This is a genomic window from Bifidobacterium apri, assembly GCF_009299485.1.
GTDB lineage: Bacteria > Actinomycetota > Actinomycetes > Actinomycetales > Bifidobacteriaceae > Bifidobacterium > Bifidobacterium apri.
The window spans coordinates 1-18,728 of the sequence record NZ_WBSO01000010.1 but is presented as its reverse complement, the minus strand read 5'-3'; the positions used below and the strand labels follow the sequence as shown (position 1 = coordinate 18,728).

The 18,728-nt window shown below is 59.5% G+C and carries 5 protein-coding genes; 2 read left to right on the top strand and 3 right to left on the bottom strand.

All coding sequences use genetic code 11. From position 1 onward, the window contains the following. Window positions 1-538: 538 nt before the first annotated feature. Window positions 539-5,272, bottom strand: coding sequence for an InlB B-repeat-containing protein (locus DSM100238_RS06430; RefSeq protein ID WP_152355866.1), 4,734 nt, complete (start codon window positions 5,270-5,272; stop codon window positions 539-541). Beyond that, complete coding sequence (locus DSM100238_RS06425; protein ID WP_167511085.1) at window positions 5,269-13,995, bottom strand: Cna B-type domain-containing protein; 8,727 nt, start codon at window positions 13,993-13,995, stop codon at window positions 5,269-5,271. Before DSM100238_RS06425 ends, DSM100238_RS06430 begins: the two co-directional genes overlap by 4 nt. A gap of 443 nt (window positions 13,996-14,438) precedes the next feature. Between DSM100238_RS06425 and DSM100238_RS06420 the strand changes: the two genes are divergently transcribed. Further along, window positions 14,439-15,080, top strand: coding sequence for a TetR/AcrR family transcriptional regulator (locus tag DSM100238_RS06420; RefSeq protein WP_167511084.1), 642 nt, complete (start codon window positions 14,439-14,441; stop codon window positions 15,078-15,080). Between the two features lie 134 nt (window positions 15,081-15,214). On the opposite strand, the gene DSM100238_RS06415 is transcribed toward DSM100238_RS06420, so the two are convergent. After that, window positions 15,215-16,651: an Mbeg1-like protein gene (locus DSM100238_RS06415; RefSeq protein WP_152355864.1), complete on the bottom strand. Its 1,437-nt coding sequence runs from the start codon at window positions 16,649-16,651 to the stop codon at window positions 15,215-15,217. 663 nt (window positions 16,652-17,314) lie between these two features. Here DSM100238_RS06415 and DSM100238_RS06410 point away from each other — a divergent pair. Further along, window positions 17,315-18,097 (top strand): mechanosensitive ion channel family protein, encoded by a 783-nt coding sequence (locus tag DSM100238_RS06410; RefSeq protein WP_152355863.1) that lies wholly within the window; start codon window positions 17,315-17,317, stop codon window positions 18,095-18,097. Window positions 18,098-18,728 lie beyond the last annotated feature (631 nt).

Sequence of the window (18,728 nt, the reverse complement as noted above, 5' to 3'; positions counted from 1 at the left end):
GCCGAACGCCTTTCTTGAATCGGATCCGCAGCGCGCCTCGGCTGGCTGGCCGCGGAATCGTGCCGGCGCTGTTGCGCACGCTGCGTGGGACGCTATAGTGCCGTGACGATGGTGGAACGGATGCGTACCCGGCCGTACACCCTTCACAGACGCATATGCAGACGCATATTCGTGCTCATGCCGACGTGTTCCAGTCTAGCTGTTCGGCCGGTGCATGTCAGATTGTGCAGACTGCTGAGACTATTCGGGCGTATTACGAAGCTGACGCATGATGCCGGTTGTGTCTTGGCTGTGCCGAATGAGAACGATCGGAACCAGGCCACAACCAGACCATCGGCCGACCACAGACTCAGACCTCAGACCTCGCGGCAGACCGGTTCGTGAGTACAACCGAAGACGACAATCGAACAACCAGCCCGGAAAACCACGTCGGGCGGGATTGCACATGCAAATCCCGCCCAACGAGTGGTCACCGGTTGTCGTCATACCACATCATCTGTCCGGCAGCCTCCGGCAATGCGATACCGGAGTCTCCCGGTCAGTGACGTGTGTGCCGCCCGCCTGCAGGCCGACGATGCTTCGCCGTATCGGCGCGCAGCGCGGTTCCGAGTCCTGCGAATACCAGCGCTGCGGCGAGTACGGCGGTCACACCGGCGCCGGTCTTGGCGAGCTTGCCGCCCGCCGATCCCGGTCCCGTCTGTTGACGTGCGCTCGGCACATTCGCCCCTGATGCCGGATTCAGATTCACTGGACCGCCGGCAGTCACACCGGACGCACTCGGCGTATTGCCGTCAGACACGGTGGCCGTCGAGCCGGATCCGGTGCCGGTAGATGCAGAACCTGATCCTGTACCAGTGCCCTGTTGGTTATCGGAATCGGTATCCGACTTGGTATCAGTACCAGAATCACCAGTGTTACCGTCGGTCTTATCGTCGCCGTTGCCTTGCGATGTCGAGGTATCGGAACCCGGATTCTGCGACCACTGCGCGTACAAGCTCAGCGGCGCGTTGACCGGGGTTGCGAAGTCGTACAGCTTCTTGCCGGCCTTGTCGGTCGACCAGCCGGTGAAGGTGTAGCCGGAGCGAATCGGGTCAACCGGTTTCACCGCCTTGCGTCCGTGCTTCACGTGCTCGCGGTAGCTCACGCCATCGTAGACATGCATGACGATTTCCAGCTTGTTGGCGGAACCCGAGGCCTCCTGTGGTGCCCACAACGCGTACAAGGTGATATCGCCGGTGACCGGAGCATCGAAATCGTAGATGTGCGATCCATCGGGGTCGTCCGCCTGCGTGCTCCAGCCTTCGAACACATACCCGTCGCGTGTCGGTTCACCGGGGCGAACTGCCTGAGAGCCATATGCCACCTGCTGGGACGCCACGTCCGAACCGCCTTGGGCATCATACGTCACCGTCTGCCGGTTTGCCGCCCACTGTGCGACCAGCGCCACGTCCGAAGTGACAGGGCTGTTGAAGTCGAACATGGTCTTTCCGGTCTTGTCGGTTGACCAACCGGTGAACGTGTACCCTTCACGTACCGGATCGGCCGGTCGAGTGGCAGTCGTGCCGTCCAAGACCTGTTGCGGGTCGATGGCCGTATCAGTGCCCGTGTCGAAGCTCACCGTATGCATACCGGCCCACTGTGCGTACAGGTCGAGATCGGTGGTCACCGTGGTGTTGAAATCGTATGGTTGGGTGCCTGCAGCATCCAGCGACCAGTAAGCGAACCGATATCCTTGACGGGTTGGCGCCGGGTTTGGCGCCTGCACGGTCGAGCCTGCGGACACTCTGATCCAACTGGTGTTCTGGGTACCGTCGTTCGCGTGGAAAGTCACGCTGTGCGGCATGCTCGCATTGTCCACCCATACGGCGTACAAGGTGAGGTCACCGGTAACGGGAGCCGCAAACGTATAGGATTGCGTCCCCTGCTGATCGGTGGACCATCCGCCGAATGTGAACCCACTGCGGATCGGCTCGGCGGGCGCCGTGGCCGTCTTACCGTCCGCAACGGTCTGCGGGTTGACCGCACTGCCGCCTTGCGAATCGAAGGTGACCGTATGGTTCGTGCTCTTCCAACCCGCGTACAGGGTGACATCCGAGGTCAGCGGCTTGGTGAAGTCGAACGGAACGGTTCGTGCAGCGTCGGCGTACCAACCGTTGAAGGCGTACCCGTCGCGCGTCGGATCCTGCGCCGGTTCGGTCGCGGTGTCACCCTGCTCTACGGTATACGGCTGGTAATCGTATCCGTCATTGTCGAAGCTGACGGTGTAGGCGGGATCCCACTGCGCGTACAAGGTCATATCGTCGGTGACCGGCGTGTCGAAGTCATAGGCTTGCTTGCCGTCCTTGTCACAAGTCCACTGGCTGAACATGTAGCCGGTTCTGGTGGGCGCTGACGGCACGGCGATGCCGGTTGTTTTCTGCGACGCGCGGTCCGCTACCGATACGCGGGTCGTCGGCTCTCCGCCGTTGCCGTCGAAGGTGACCAGATGAGTGGTCGGACGGTAGGCGTACAGGGTCGGGTCGCCGCTGACGACCCAGAATTCCGCCGTGCCGTTCTCACTATCGGCAACGCTCAGCAGGGATTCAGGAATCTCACGATCCGGAGAGTTGTCCGGATCCTTGGCCAGCCAAGAGCTGCCGCCCTGGCGCAACAGGAATTCGACGTTGCGCACGCCGCTTGGAGAATTCAAGTCGAAGGACGCGATTTCGCCGAAATCGTCGTGGTCGGTGAACGCGTAAGCTCTGCCGGCAGAGTTGTACTGCCAAGACCACACGTCCCAGCCTCGCCACGTGTCATCGTCCAGGTTGTACTGCTGGTACTGCCCGTCCGCTCGCTGGTAGTGGATGACCACATGCAGGTTCTTAGGATTTTTCTGGTCGTTCGCTGTCGGGATGCTGGTTCCTTGACGCGCCGCAGGCGAATTGGTGAACGCCGTTGACGGGTTGTTGGAATCCACCCACGCCTCGACGACGCCGCTGACGTGGTCAAGTGCCGCGGCGGAATAATCGCCGCCGATAACAGTGGCGCCCGAATCGTCGGTCAAACGGAAGCTGAACGCCGCATAATCACCGGAGAACTCATGGATGAGCACATCACCGAAGGAATCGGTTCCGGTGAACGCATAGCTCTTCTTCGCCAGCGTTTTGCCGGACTTGTCTGTTCCCCACACTTCGGCGTGGGTCGCGTTGATATCCGCAGAGACGTGCAACGTGAACCGGGTCTTGTTTTCGCCGTTCGTGGCGAATGGCATGCCCAGACTTGACTGATGGCCTTGCACGGCGATGACGGTCGCACCGACTTCCGCCTCGTAGGATGTTCCTTGTGCACCGTTACCGTTCTGCCAGTCATAGGCTCCAGATCCGTTGCCGAAGTGGAAGGATACTCCACGTAGCCCGGCATCGGAGATGGTCGTGCTGTACCAGCCGTCATGGCCGGAGACCTGACGCATAGCCAGTGTCTTCGTGGTGTCGGAACCGCCGAGCGAATAGTACAGATTGACGTTGCCCCAGCTCTGATCGGGACGATAGTAGACGGTGAGCGAACGGTCAGCGACCTTCGACCCATCCGCAGTGTCCTGATAATCAGGGTCGGAGACATCGGTCGCGCCTGTAGAGCTGCTCACCCATGTGGATGGTGTCGCAGCTGCGTAAATGGCGACTGCACTGCGGGCGCCGATCGTCGTGTCAAGCTTGCCGCCCTTCACGCTGACGCGCACGGAGCAATCCCGTGAAGCGTATACGTTGCAGTATTCGCCGTCAGGCAGATTGGTGGAGTAGCTGACATGATGCGCCTGCAGGGTGTTGTTGATCGCGAAGAAGCCTTGGTCTTGGCCGTTCGAGCTGCGCGCGAACCCGATATTGTTGTCGCCGTCGTTCTGCCAGTTGGCCACGCTCGTGCCTTGGACCGCGTTGTGGAAGCCGATCATGCCACGCACTGATGTCCAGCGCTGCTGGCACAACCATTGGCCGTCCTGCCAGCGGTCAGAGTCGTTGCCTGTGGCCGCCTTGCATGCGGTATTCATATCGACGTCCGGCACGGTCGTGTCCGTTGCGCCGGATGGCCCGACCGCGGTGTCATTGCCGTACCAGTAGGAGGACATGAGTTTCGGTGAACCGTAGTCGTTGGCGAGCAGGAATGCGTTCGCCAGCTCATAACGTGCACCCGAAGCAGGGGTGAGGGTCTCGTCAGAGCGTTCGGTATCCCAGTTGCTGACGAACACGTTGGCGCTCGAGGACGGCGTAAGCCCTTTCGATATGTTCTTGAGCTTGGTCACCGAGCTGGCGAAGTCCTGCTTGAGCTGGTAGGCGTAGCTGAATTCGATGACTTTGCCGTTGCCCAGATAGTTGCGCGGGTTCAGTGCCTCGGCTTCACCTCCGTGGTAGATGACTTCCTGTACCCAGGGGATATCCGCGGCTGCGACGCCGATCTTCTCCGCCAGCTTCGCCTTGATCGCCGCCAGATCAGCGGGATCGATATGCTTGGCGGAATCGATACGGTATGCGCGCACGCCGTCTTTCCAGAGTCTGGCGAGGTAGTCCGCCTCGATGTCCTGGACATGTGCCGAACCGGTATTGAGATCCCACATGGTGGACAAACGGCAGTTGCGCACTTGGTCGGCGTTCGTGTAATCGACGATGTTGTCGGTGCAGTCATGGAAATCGTCGGTGGTCAGACCGTATTGGTGGCCATTGCCGTTTTCCTTGTACCGGTACACACCATCACCCATGGCGGGGTAGCGTCCGTAGCTGCCGTTGTAGGCGGATCCGGCCACGCCCTGCTGGTCGTTGACCAAGGCGACATCAGCACCGGTCGTATGGTTGATCACCGCATCGGCGACGATGCTGACACCGACCGCGTTGCACTGCTGAATCATCGACTTGAATTCGGCTTCGGTTCCGAATTTGGAATCGATCCGATAACTGACCGGCTGGTATGCAGTCCACCACTGGGTGCCTTGGATGGACTCTTCAGGCGGGGAGACCTGGATGTACCCCACGCCTTCAGGACCGTAGGTTTCCGTGCATTCCTTGGCAATGGTGTTCCAGGATTGCTGGAACGCGACAACGGTGACATCGCTTTGCGGGGCGGTTTTCGGTGCCGCGGATGCGTTAGCTGCGGCAATGGTGGGTTGTCCCACCAGACCGACCGCCGTCAACGCAGCGCACGCTGCCACAGCGACCGCTCCCCTCGTCACTGTACGCCACTGGCGCATCCATAGACGCCGGAGCGTTGACACATTGCCGTGTCGTGGTGATTGTCCGTAGGCGTTCATGCTTGCCTCCTCGAAGTTTGCGCGTCATCGTGCTTCGGTGAGATGCCTTCATGGCGACGGCGCAGCATCATGAGCATGACTCCGCACGCAGCCAACAGGACCGCTGATGCCGCGCTCAGCAGGATTGCAACACCGGTCTGTGCAAGTCGCGGCTGCTGCCGCTGTGTGGTCGTAGTCGTCGGCGGGGTCGTCGGCGGGGTCGTCGGTGGCGTCACCGGCGGAGTGATTGGCGGCGTCACCGGAGGAATAACCGGCGGTACGGTCGATTTCAGATCGCTGATCAGCACGACGCCGTCTGATGCCGCGGTCGCCGCATCGATGGCTCCGTCATCCTTCACCTGGAAGTACACGTCGCCGGTCAACTGGTAGCCCTTCGGCGCCGCGACCTCATGCAGCAGGTAGTCGCCTGGGGCCAGGGATGCCACGCGAGGCTTGTCAGCGTCGGTGACCCATGTCAGGTCACTGCCGTCGGCGTCCTTGACCGTCTTCCCGTCCATCGTGGTGACGGCAAGGGTGGCACCGTCGAGGCGAACACTATTGTCAAGCGCATCGGCCTTATTCAGTTTCACGGTATGCCGTTCGATGGTGTTGGTGATGGTGAACCCGTCAGTCGCATTCCCTGTGACGGCTGGCTTGGCGTATCCTTCCACGCTGCCCAGTTCCTTCACGGTGTATGTGACCGGTTGACCGTCTACGTTCACCGGCAGCGCGTTCCACGTGTGAACCCAGCCGTCCTTCGCGGTGAGACGAACAGAACGACCGACCTGCCGACCATTGGCATACAGCTGTACACGGATGGCATCCGGCCGCAACTGGGCGGTATCGTCATCGTCGTTCCACACCTTGTTCACGGTGATGTCGGTAGTGCTCTGCGAGCGCGTATTCGTAATCGTGAACCCGTGCTCGGCATCGCCGATCACGGAAGACGTGTATCCGTCAACAGGCTTTTCCGCCATGGTGTAGACAATCGGCTTGCCGTTGCTGTCGTTCTTCGGCATGCCTTCGAAGGTCCACTTCCACGTTCCGTCAGCGTCCGGAGTAATGTCCGTGGTCACCATCGGCGAGCCGTTGCCGTACAGCACGACATCGATATGATCCGGGCGCACGCCGTCCGCGTTATCGTTGTCGTCCCAGACTTTCGTGCCGCTGATGGCGATGGTGTCAGGCTGGTGGATGTTGGTCACGTAGATCCGTACGCCATCCGTTTGCGGCACACGGTGTGTGCTCTCATGGTAGTTGGCGCTGTCGAAGGTGATTTCCTCGACGGTGTACCGGATGGTCTTGCCCTTGTCATCGGCTTGCGTGAGGCCGGACCATGTGGTCGACCAGTTGTTCGCTGCGCTCAAGGTGCGAATGCTGTCAGCATCCGAAACCAGGCCATTGGCCGTCGTGGCGGTTTTGCCGTTCGCCTTGAGCACCATCTTGACGCTCGTGGCACGCTTGCCGTCTCGATCATTGCCATCGGACCATTGTTTGACTGCCGTCACCGCGGTCTTTGCGACCGCCTTGTCCTGCATACGGACAGTATCGTCGGCCACTGTCTGACCGTTGATGGTGAGGACACCGTCTGTCACAGTGAAATCGATGGGATCGGCGGCTTCGTAACCATCCGGCGCACTGGTTTCGCTCATCGTGTAGGTGCCATTGGGCAGCTGAAGCACGAGCGGCCCATCCGCCTTGGACGTCCACGTATGACGGTACGAGACGCCTTCAAAGGTGGTGCCGGTGATCTTCAAGCTTGCGCCGGCGAGTTCGCGCGACACGTTATCGCTGCCGACCTTGCTCAAGGTGACCGGCGTGGTTGCCGGCTCGTCGATCATGTCAAGCGTTCGACCGTATTGACGTTCACCACCGATTTCCAGCGCACCGCCCGGCGTGATGGTGAAATCAATCGGTGCGGCGGTCGTATACCCGGCGGGGGCTGCGGTTTCCCGAAGCGTGTAGCTTCCCGGCTTGAGTTCGGTCGAATGATCTTTGCCTTGCTCGGAAGTCCACTGATCTTCGACGGATTCACCGTCAAGATTCACACCGCTGATTTCCAGCTGTGCTCCGGCGATTTCACCGATGCCCTCGGTCAGGCTCTTCTTGGAGACCTTCACTGTATGGCTGGCGTATGTATCAACCGCGGTGATGGTGTTGCCGCCAAGCGTGCGGGCGCCCTCCCCATCGGTCACAGTCAGGGTACCGTCATCGCCTACGGTGAAGTCGATCGGGTCGATGGCTGCATACATACCTGAAGCCGGAGCCTGGGCTTCCACAAGCCGATACGAGCCGGGCTCGAGGCTGAGCGCGTGCGCGTTTTCGCCGTCCGTGGTCCACTGAGCCAGCGTGGTTGTGCCGCCCGCGGTGGTCACTTCAAGGACGGCGCCTTCCACGCGCGTGCCCGCCACGTTGACTTTGTCAATGTTGACTTGGAAACGGCTGCGTGCGTCACGCATCGTAACCGTCGCCTGGTCCTGCTGCTCGCCGCCGATGATCACCTTGCCGCCGCTGACCTTGAACGGGATTGCGGCTGCGATGTCGTAGTGTGCCGGCGCCTGCGTCTCAGTGAGTACATAGGATCCGTCGGGCAGCTCGGTTTCGTAAGGCTGTCCACCGGAAATCCACGGTTCTACGACATCGACACCGTTCGGGTCTGTCAAGCGCATGCTCGCACCCGGCAGAGCGGTCCCGTTTTCGTCGATTTTGGCGAGTTTGACGGTGTGCCGGTCAATGGTGTTGGTGATGGTGAAACCGTTCGTCGCATCACCGCTGATGGCAGCCGTATATCCGTCGACGGGCTCTTCCTTGACGGTGTAGGTGACAGCCGAGCCGTTGTCCATGACGGGCAGGCCGTCGAAGCTGAAGGCCCAGCCGGTTTCGGCGCTGGCGTTCGCCGTGACGGGCTTGCCGTTCTTGGTGACTGCCTTCCCGTTGGCAAGCAGATCAACCGTGATGGCAGATGGGCGCTTTCCTGCTTGGTCAGCGTTGTCGTTCCAGACCTTCGTACCGCTGATGTTGGTGGTCTGGGACTTGTCGGCCATGGTCAGAGTGCTGTTCTCGGCGGACTTCTTGCTGCCGTCCTTGCCGGTGAACGTGACTTTGCCGCCCGCTGCGATGTTGAAGGCGATCGCATCGGCGATCTGGTAGCCTTCAGGTGCTTGCAGTTCCGTCAGCAGGTAATCGCCCGGATACAGGTTATGTATGGTGGACGATCCGTTGCTGGTGAAGCTGCCTTCCACCGGAACGCCATTGACGTCAGTGATCTGCAGTTTGGCCCCGGCAAGCGGCGCATCCCCATCGGTTTTCACGATGGTGACCGGATACCGGCGTGCGGTGTTGGTCAGCGTAATGACGTTGCCGTCACCGGAGGTCGAGGAGGACGCGGTATATCCTTCAGGCACGGCTGTCTCCTTGACCGTGTACGCAATGTCGGCGCCTGCCTTCTTCGCATCGAGATCGGTCCACGTGTACGTCCAGCCGTTGTCAGCGTTCAGTTTCACAGGGGATCCAGCAGGATTGCCGTCGGCATACAGCTGCACGCTGATCGATGCCCGACGGTTCGTGCTGCTCCCAGTCCCTGCAGCGTCAATCCACTGCTTGATGACGGTGAGTGAACGCTTTCCTGGCACATATGTGTTCGTCACCGCATAGTTGTTGTCAGCGTTACCGATCTCGGCGATGTAGTCGTTTGTCGAGGAGGTTTCCACGACCGTGTAGTTCACCACGACGCCCTTGTTGTATTTGGGCAATCCGGTGAACGCATATGTCCAGCCATTGCTTGCGCTGGCGGTTGCGGTGAGCGGATTGCCGTCAGCGCCCAGCACTGGCGAACCGTCCGCGTACAACTGCAGCGTGACACTTTGCGGTCTGGTGGCTTCGGTGTCGTTCTTCCACTGTTTGATGCCATTGATCTCTACGGTTTCGTTGTCATGCGTGTTGGTGACGGTGAATCCGCTGGTGGCATCGCCGCTGACTGCGGAAGTGTATCCGGCAACCGGCTGTTCCTTGACGCTGTAGGCGATGGCTTTGCCGCTCGCATCGACTCGCGGAAGGTTCTTGAAGTTGAACTGCCAACCGTCCTCGGCGGTGACCGTCGTGGAGCGTTGCTTGCCGGTTGCGTCCGTCACCGGCTGTCCGTTGGCGAGCAGGCTGATGGTGACGTTGTCCGGGCGCAATCCGTCGTGGTTATTGTTGTCGTTCCACTGTTTGATGCCGGTGATATCGATGGTGTCCAGCTTGTCCGCCATCGTCACGGTAGCCGCATCCGCCTTGGCGCCGTTCACCGTGACGGTACCGTTCGTGCTGACGGTGAATGCGACGGGGCTTGAAGCGGGCTGATACCCGGCAGGTGCCGCTTCCTCGACGAGCTGGTAGTCGCCTGCTGCCAGTTGCATGGATGTGGCTTGCGTGCCGCTGGTCCAGCTTGCGCCGACTTGGGTGCCCGACGTTGTCGCGACATGCATGACGGCCCCGGCGACAGGCGTACCGGATTCGTCGGTTTTCAGAAGCTTGACTTCATGCTTGGTCACCGTGTTGGTGACGTTGTATCCGTCGACTTGCGCACTGTAGCCGGTCACCGGTTCTTCGACGATGGTATAGGCGATTTTTGCGCCCGCGCTATATGCAGGCTGATCGCCGAAGTCCCAACGCCATGAGCCGCTGGCGGTGGCGATGCGGGAATCGACTTTCTTCCCATTGGCGTACAGGTCGATGGTGATGGATTTCGGCCTGTTGCCGGTCAGGTTGTTGTCGTCGTTCCACGTCTTGGATCCTTGGATGGTGACGGTCTGGGGCTTGTGGGTGTTCGTGATGGTATACCCGTCCGCCGCGGTTCCCGACACCTGTGCGGTGTACCCGTTGACCGCTTGTTCGCGCACGCTGTACGCAATCGCCTTGCCCGAAGCATAGACAGGCAAGTCTGCGAAGGTGACTGTCCAGTTGTTCGCTCCGGTGATGGCGGCCGTGCGTCCGGTGGCTACTCCGTCCGCGTACAGTTCCACATGGACGTTGTTCGGCCGGATGCCGTCTTGGTTGTCTGCGTCGTCCCAAACCTTGCGCACACTGATCGCAGTGGTCTGCGGCGTGTATGTGTTGGTGAACGTGTATCCGCTGGATGCGTTGCCACTGACGGTCGTCTTGTACCCGTTCGTGTTTGCGGTGTTTTCCTTGACGGAATAGGTGATGGGTTTGCCGTTCTCATATTGCGGCAGACCTGTCCACTGAACGGTCAGTCCATCTCCGGTGGCGTTGGACGCTATGGTCTTGTCTTTGCCGCTGATTTTCTGTTCCGTTTCACCGGCGACTTGGCGGTACAGGCTGAAGCTCGCGTCGGTACGCTTGCCGTCTTGGTTATTGGCGTCATTCCAGACCTTGGTCGCCTTCACCGATGTGGTCTTCGGGCTATCTGTCATGACAATCGCGCTGACCGACTGGCCGTTGCGCACGATGGTGCCATCTGAATTGACGGTGAAATCAATCGGGGCCGCCACTTCGTAGCCTTGCGGCGCGCTGACTTCCTTAAGCCGGTATTCGCCGGAGGAGGAGAGCGTCACCTGATGGTCGTGGACACCGTCAGTGGTCCATTCAGCCTCGATGGTTCCTTCGGCGCCGTTGTTCATACGAATCAGCTGCAATTGGGCACCCTTGAGCTTCGTCTTTTCATCGGTCGCGTCGACTTTGCTGACGGTCACAGGATAGGACCGGGGCGTTTCCTTGTCGGCGCAATCCCACGAGTAGGTTTGCAAGGTCACGCCGTCAGAGGTCGAAGCGACAATCAGCTTGTGACCGTCCACGGTCTGGTTCTCATACGTGCTGATGTCTGCAGCGGTGTCGGGGAAGACAATATACAGTGGCTCAGCGGTCTGGTAGCCGCTCGGCGCTTTGGTCTCACTGATCTTGTACACCGTGTTCGGCAGCAATGCGCCGTAGGCGACAGTACCGTTCTTGTCGGTGGTTTCCGTATCGACCAGCGTCTGTTTCGTGGCTTTGCCGTTGCTGACTTCGAGCTGGTAGATGCCGAATTCCGCGTCCGGGAGCGCATGACTCGCATCGCCGTCGGCATACTTGTAGATGCTCAGCGTGAACCGGTCGGATGTGGTGCCGCCCTTGGCTTCGTATACCGAGCCTTTGAGGGTTGTAGCGCTTTCCCAGCCGCTGTCGCTGTACCCTTTCAACACCACTGTGTTGTTGATACTCATCTGGCTGCCGGGCTTGAGCAGCACGCGGGCTGCATACGTGACCTTGGCGTGGGTGGAATCAGGTACGGTGACGGTCAGCAAACGGGTCGTCGGATTGTACGTGTAGCTCGCACCGGGCAGTTCCGAGCCGGATTCGCTGACAATCTTCACCGAAGTGGCATTGAGGGCAAGACTGTCCGAAATGGTATCCGTAAGGGTGAGCTTGTTGCCGTCGTTGAGTGGAATGGCAGCCGGGTTGACGTCGATGGTGTAGTTGGCGTATGGAGCGGTGTCTTCGCTGTAGTTCACATTCTTCGATACCAGCGATGTAAGCTGCCCCCCGCCATAGGCGGGCACCGGCGCATACTGGGTGCCATCGACCGTCAGATACGCGCTGTTGACGTACTGGGTGTACTGCTGGGCGGCAGCTGCGAAATCGCTGTACGTGGTGGTGTATGTGATCGTCACCCCGTTGCCGCCAGATGCGATGGCAGGGTTCTTCAGCGTGAACACCAAGGTGTTGCCGCTGGTCGCTACGTCGATGTTCTCTGCCACGCACTGTTGCAGGTCACTGCCCTGACCGGTACAGTTCGACAGTTTCACCGAATTGGGAACGTATTTCAAGCCCTGCGGGAGCGTATCAGTGATGGTAACCTTCTTCGCGCTGGCATCGATATTGCTGACTTCAAGACTCCATGGAAGCCTGCCGGCAGAAGGATTGCTGTCGGGATAATACACGAACGCCTTGCTCAGCGTCGGCTGTTCCTTCTTCGGGATGGTGTAGTTGGCGCTGGCGCTGATTCCCGCGAAGGTCGCTGTGTTCGTCTCCTTTGTGCCTGCAGGTGTGTCTGGGCTCACATAGGTGGAGTATTCGATGGTCATAACAGCGCCCTTCGGAATGGTCGACCCGAAGTCCAACACGACTTTGCCCGATTCACAGCTGGACACCTTGTATTGCGGAGCGGCGCCGGCGCCTTGCATGGAGATGTTGAACGCGGTGGTGATATTCGCGCAATCGAAGCTGTGCGATCCGGTGCTCGATTCAGCCGAAATGACATCGACGAACCGCGGGTTGACCAGGTCGCGATTGGCGGTGACCGTGGTTTCCCATGTGAGCTTGGTCCGGCCATCCTGCGCGGCAGCACTTACGAACTTCTTGGAAACCTTCGCCTTTGGCTGCGTATTGCCGATGGGGACGTTCCCCGTGGCGGATTGTCCCGGCACATTGGCGGGTTTCGCGGGTGTGATGGTGAAGGTGTTGTTGTACGTCTTCGCGTCTTGGTCGTCCGACGGCGGGTTATCGACCTTGGTGCTGTACGTAAGCACGTACCGTTTGTGCCCAGCAACGCTGGACGGCACGGCATAGCTTCCGCTGGCGACTTGGCTCCACGGGATGCTTATCGACCCCTTAAGCTGATTCGGATTATTCCACCACTCCTCGTCGTAGTAGTCCATGGTGACGTCGCCGGTCGGGGCTTCAAGCCCGTTGCCCAAGACGTCCTTGAGTTTCGCGCCGGAAATGTCGCCGGAGTCGCCCGGCCGCAACACGGCCGTCCATGTGATAGTCTTCGACGACTTGTCATAGTTTCCCGTCTTGTCGACGCTCCACGTGTTGTTGATGTCGATTCTGTTCGAGGTCGTCTGCTTGTTGGTATTTCCATTCCATGTGTAGGAGACGGTGTTGGTGCGTCTGCCGGCGGAATCGTTGCGGTCGGAAGTCGTCGAGCTGTAGATGCTGTCGCGGTCGGCGTTCACGCGGTATTTGACGTACAGCGTCTGCTTGGTGTCCATGCTGTCAATGACCGTGGTGAACGCCCGGCTACCCGCGGTGTTCCCAGTCACCGTGACTTTTCCTGTATATGGCTGCGTGCAGTTCGCATCCGTATACACCATAACCGGTGTCGTCTCGTCAATGGTGAGCAGTTCGCCCATTGAATCATCAAGGGTCACACCGCTGGTTTTGCCGTTTGATGTGACCGTGACAATGAAGTCGAACTTATCCGGATTGCCCGGAACCGTTTTCGCATTGGATTTCGATGCGGAGACACTGGCCGTCGATGGCAGGTTGAATACCAGCGTCCCATACCCCGGGAATTCAAAACTCTTCTTGCCGCCAGTGCCATCGGGATCCGCAGATTGGTCGATGTTCGCGTCAACCGTGGCGAAACCGGTGACGTCCTGCCCCTCGTCTTTGGTATACGTCACCGTAAGTGTGTCGCCGTTGATGACGAAGTTACCGTCTACGGCACCGTTGTTGTACAGGTCGTACTTCTTACCTTCATTGAGCTTGAGACCATGCGGAAGCTTGTAGGTGAAGGTGTCACCTGACTTAACCCTAATGGTGTTCGGGAACTTCCAGTGCAGGGAGACCCTGATTTTATCGTTGTAGCTGACCGACATGCCCTCCGTGTAGGGCGTCCATGTCTGGCCGTTGTCTTTGCTCACCGAAACCACGGTGCTGCCTTTGTCGATGTATTGCGACAAGTCACGCTGCTCCGCATATGCTTGCGGCGCCGATACGACGGCGCAGGCGAACAGAGTGGCCAAGGCGACTAATGCCGCCACTGCTGTCCTCCACACGGAGTGGATGGATACACGATCACTATGCATTGCGACCATAGCTCTTCTCCTCTATCTCGCCCGCACACCGGCTGCCGCCATGCGAACGATTGCGCCCCGCGAGTGAACCTGTGTGTTATGGATCCCCCGTTGCGTATCTATATAAATCTGAGTCTATCACGAAGTTGGACGTTTCAATTACAGGATAGACCGAATGTCAACGATTGGTTGCGCAAACATCTCTGACACGCATTCAGGTAGAACGATTGACGAATGACACAGAAACCAGCAGGTATTGCATACGTTCTCAGCTGAACTATGCATAGGCCGGAGCACAGTACCACCGCAACGCCTGCACCCGTCAGCCGCAACGTCAATCAATGATGCGACAATAGTGACACTGTGACGTGCAGCGGACGCCACGATCCCAAGAAAAGGAGCAGGCACGTATGGCAAGGCCACGCCGAGACTCGGAAATCCTCCCAGCCAAGGAACGCATGGAGAATGCGTTCTGGGATCTCCTCGCATCACGCGAATACCGGAAAATCACCGTGACCGACATCGTGCGCGAAGCCGCCGTCAACCGCAACTCCTTCTACTACCATTTCAGCAGCCTGCCCGAACTCGCCGATGCCGCAATCCTGCACATGGTGGAAAACACACCCGTCTTGCTGCCCCAATCCGACACCGACGCGGAAACAGCGTGGCGCGTGAACGTCGCCAATACGTTGCAATCGCCCGAACAACGCGAACGGCTCGACCGGCTGTCCCTGCTCACTGGTCCCCACGGTTCAGCAGCGCTGATCGCATCCCTGCGGGACTTCTCCCGGCTCAACCTCATGAGCATCCTGCAAATCAATCCACAGCAGCTCGACCTGAAAACAGATCTCATGCTTGACTTCGCCATCGGCGGCATGTTTGCAGTCCTGCGACGTTGGCCTGAACTCTCGGATCACATCAAACCGGAGGATCTGCTCAGCGACGACACCGCCGCTCTGGCGATGAGCATGTATCTGAGCCTGTCGAAAACAGACATGCTCGGCTACTGGAAGCGCGTGTTCAACCCGTCCGCCGCCCCGCGGATCCAATAGTCGGCGGCCAATCCGCCAGTCTGCGGTCAATCCGTCACAGAGCCCCGGCGAAAACCATCCGGGGCAAAGAACCATCAGCGGCTAATCGTCCCCTCAGGCCAGTCTGGTCGCCGAATCACGGGTCCAACCGCCTATCAGCGCAGCGAATCAATCACCAGTTGCGGTACCTGCGGCAGATTGCGCCAAGCCGTCGCCGGAAGCGCAGCCAACACACCGGCAACCAGTCGCCGCGTCTCACGGTCCGTATGACGGGCAGCCTCAATCACCGCCGGAAGCGCCGTCGTCCAATGCTCCGCAAGTTCACCGAAACTGCGGTACCCCGGAGCAGAAAAAATCGCGTACAACTCGTCGATCACCTTACGGCGGTCGATCGGATCGATTCCCAACATCCACGCATTCACCGTGCTGCCGGCGAATGTCGCGGTCGCAGACAACCCGGGCGCCATGACAAACTCGCCATCCTCCACCTGCCAAGACATGCCCAAATGCTGCATAATACCGACAGCATCCGCCTCGATGACCCGGTGGGGCAAGCCGTCATCCATCAACATGCCGACAACCGATGACTGCGGGACCGTCTTGTCGACACGCGCAGCCATCGCCTCGAATGCTGCTGATTCAAGCCGCTTGGGGAATCCCGGGCCGTCATGGGAGAACACCCGGCGAATACGCGCCGCATACCGGCTGTGTTCGTCGCCTCGGTCGTTGCGGTCGTTGCGACCGTTGTTGCCGCTGCCGATGTTGTTGCCGCTGCCGTTGTTGCCGCGGTCGCCGCGGTGAACTCGATCGTTTCGACCATCTTGGCCGTCGTCATCGATATGCGACACCTGTCCGGACGAACGCTTCCTACCGGACAGCCGGCCGTCTGTTGACGTTGCCTCAATCATTGGCAACTGCGATTCGCCGGATTCATCAGCAAGCCACTGCATCGCATCCAAATCACGCGCCGCCATGCGAACCGCCGCATACACCGCCATATTCCCGCCTTTTGAATGGCCTCCCACCATCACGGCGGGGGCTTCGCCACCAGGCACACCCGCCGAACGGTCAAGAATCGAGGAAAGATACCGGGCGGCCGACTCCTGCGACGGCACCGGGCAGCGGAACGCCATATTGAAATCTTCTTTCCAGCCGAGCAACGTGCCGTCAGTGCCGCGGAAAGCGACATACAGCAGACCGCCGGCACCGAAGCTTTCACGGATTCCAGTGCAATCCACCAAATCGAAAGTCATCGCGGCGAACTGCTGTTCACGGTCGGCGTCATCACGCTGAACATACTCCCCCACACGCATGCCGCGGAACCTCGGGCTCTCAGCGACGGCAACCAGTAGATCAAGACGAGTGCTGTTCACTTGCTGGGAGTCGGCGGCGAACATCGCGGGGAAATCCTCAGCGCGCAGCAATCCACTCACCGGCATCGTATCAATCGAACGCGCCGCCCCAAACACCGGAACCACCAACGGCAAGCGGATATACGACAGCTCGCTGAGCACCAAAGAATCAACCGCGGAGAACGGATGCTCGGCGAACGTACGAAAATCAGTGCGCACATAATCGACGATGTTGCCCATACCACCATCGTAATCGAGAGCCATGCGATATCAGGACAGGGCATGGCGGCGATTGCGCAACACAGGCGCACGAACATCAGCCGACGAATCCGCCGGCGGCAATACAGCCATTCTTCTCGATCCGCGCGCCTGACGGCAACCCGTTGAAACATGGATTGAAGCCATCTGCGATATCTGTAGTACCTGCAGAAGCCTATCTCGCGTATCCGTGTGCGCCAACCACCGATTTCCGAAGTAGCATCGTTGACTTCCGCGGGCTGTACTCGCGGCTTCGGACACGAACGAACCCTCCAAAGCGACATGCGGTCGGTGAAGTACTACAGATACGCAAAATGCACGCTTTCAGTCAGTACTCCAAATGCGTGAAATGCCGTCATCGGTACGGCCTGGAACGCCGGCGAGCGCGCCGTTCGTGACCGACACGCGACACTGCATGGCCTGATATTCCGGGTGTCATCCCTGAGCCATCATCGACAGGGCTTGAACGCCGCAATTCGTTAATTCTGTGCGAATCGCCCGCAGATCGGCGCACAGTTGCGGCGCGATGGCGCAAGATACAAGATACTGGAACGGGAACGAAGCGGGACGAATCTGGAACGAATCTGGCCTGCCGGATCGGCACTGCATCGGCATCCACGCTGGCAGCGCAGGAATCGAGGGAATATGAATATTGTCGAATATATCGTCGCGTGGCTGAGCACCAACGCGGGCAAACTCATCTGGCTGGCTACAGTAATCGTCGTCGCCATCATCGTCTCAAAACTCGTCAGCCGAGGGCTGCGCAAACTGCTTGATCGCTCGCAAGTGCCGAGCGCCTCGATCTTCATCAACCTGGCGCGCGTACTGATCTGGGTTCTCGCCGTGACCATCGTGCTGCAACCGGTGTTCGGCATCAATCCGACCACACTCATCACCGCACTTGGCGTTGGAGGCGTTGCCATCTCCCTCGGCATGAAGGACACCATCGCGAACGTCATCGGCGGATTCGGGCTGATGCTGGGCAAAGTGATCCAGCCCGGCGATCTGGTCACCGTAGCGGGCACGACGGGCGTAGTCAAGGACATCACGTGGCGTCACACGGTCGTCAAAGCCCGCAGCGGCGACGAAATCGTCATTCCGAATTCCGTGCTGAACACGTCGTCGTTGGAACGGGTGACCGAAGCGAGCGAAGGCTGCGTTACCGTGCCGTTCACGCTGAAATCCGGGACCGACCTCGACGCCGCCTCCATGCGGATGATCGCCGCGGTCGGCAAGGCGACCGCAGAGTATGCCGCGGACGGGAATCCGCCGCTGGTCAAGTTCACTGGCTTCTCACCATACGGGGTGGAGGGCGAGATCATGGTGTTCGCCAAGCCTGGTGTCTTCGCGTCCACGATTCGGGATGCCGCAGTCCGATCCTTGGCAGGTGAGGAGTTCCTCGAGCAACGTGCTGCGACCGGGGAGTGAGCAGAGGGGGTAGCAGAGGGGTATCTGTCCCGTTGTGTATGCCACGACATACGCGACGGGACAGAGCACAGCGAAAACCATCATCGTCATGCCACAACCGGCAGCTCACGCATGCTCCGACATACACGACAAAGCAAACCCCCGACAACCACCACCACACCGGGCAACATCCGACAAGTTGCGCATGCCCAGACATACGCAACAGGACAGAACACGACGAAAACCACAACAGACCAACGACATCCAGCTGTCTGCGCATGCCACGACATACACGACAAAGCAAACCCCCGACAACCACCACCACACCGGGCGACATCCCACAAGCTGCGCATGTCTAGACATACACAACGGGACAAACCGCCAACAACCACCACCACACCGGGCGACACCACACAGGCTACGCATGCTCAGACATACACAACGGGACGGAACGACACCCACGACCACAGCAGCAAACGACAACACCGGGAACCTGACAGAGACCTGACGGCTTGCGCATGTCCCGACATACGCAACAGGACAGAACACGACGAAAACCACAACAGACCAACGACATCCAGCTGTCTGCGCATGCCACGACATACACGACAAAGCAAACCCCCGACAACCACCACCACACCGGGCGACATCC

Bases quoted from the DNA above. Each gene is read 5' to 3' on its own strand.
- DSM100238_RS06410 (WP_152355863.1), top strand. From the start codon at position 17,315: ATGAATATTGTCGAATATATCGTCGCGTGGCTGAGCACCAACGCGGGC.
- DSM100238_RS06420 (WP_167511084.1), top strand. From the start codon at position 14,439: ATGGCAAGGCCACGCCGAGACTCGGAAATCCTCCCAGCCAAGGAACGC.
- DSM100238_RS06415 (WP_152355864.1), bottom strand. From the start codon at position 16,651: ATGGGCAACATCGTCGATTATGTGCGCACTGATTTTCGTACGTTCGCC.
- DSM100238_RS06430 (WP_152355866.1), bottom strand. From the start codon at position 5,272: ATGAACGCCTACGGACAATCACCACGACACGGCAATGTGTCAACGCTC.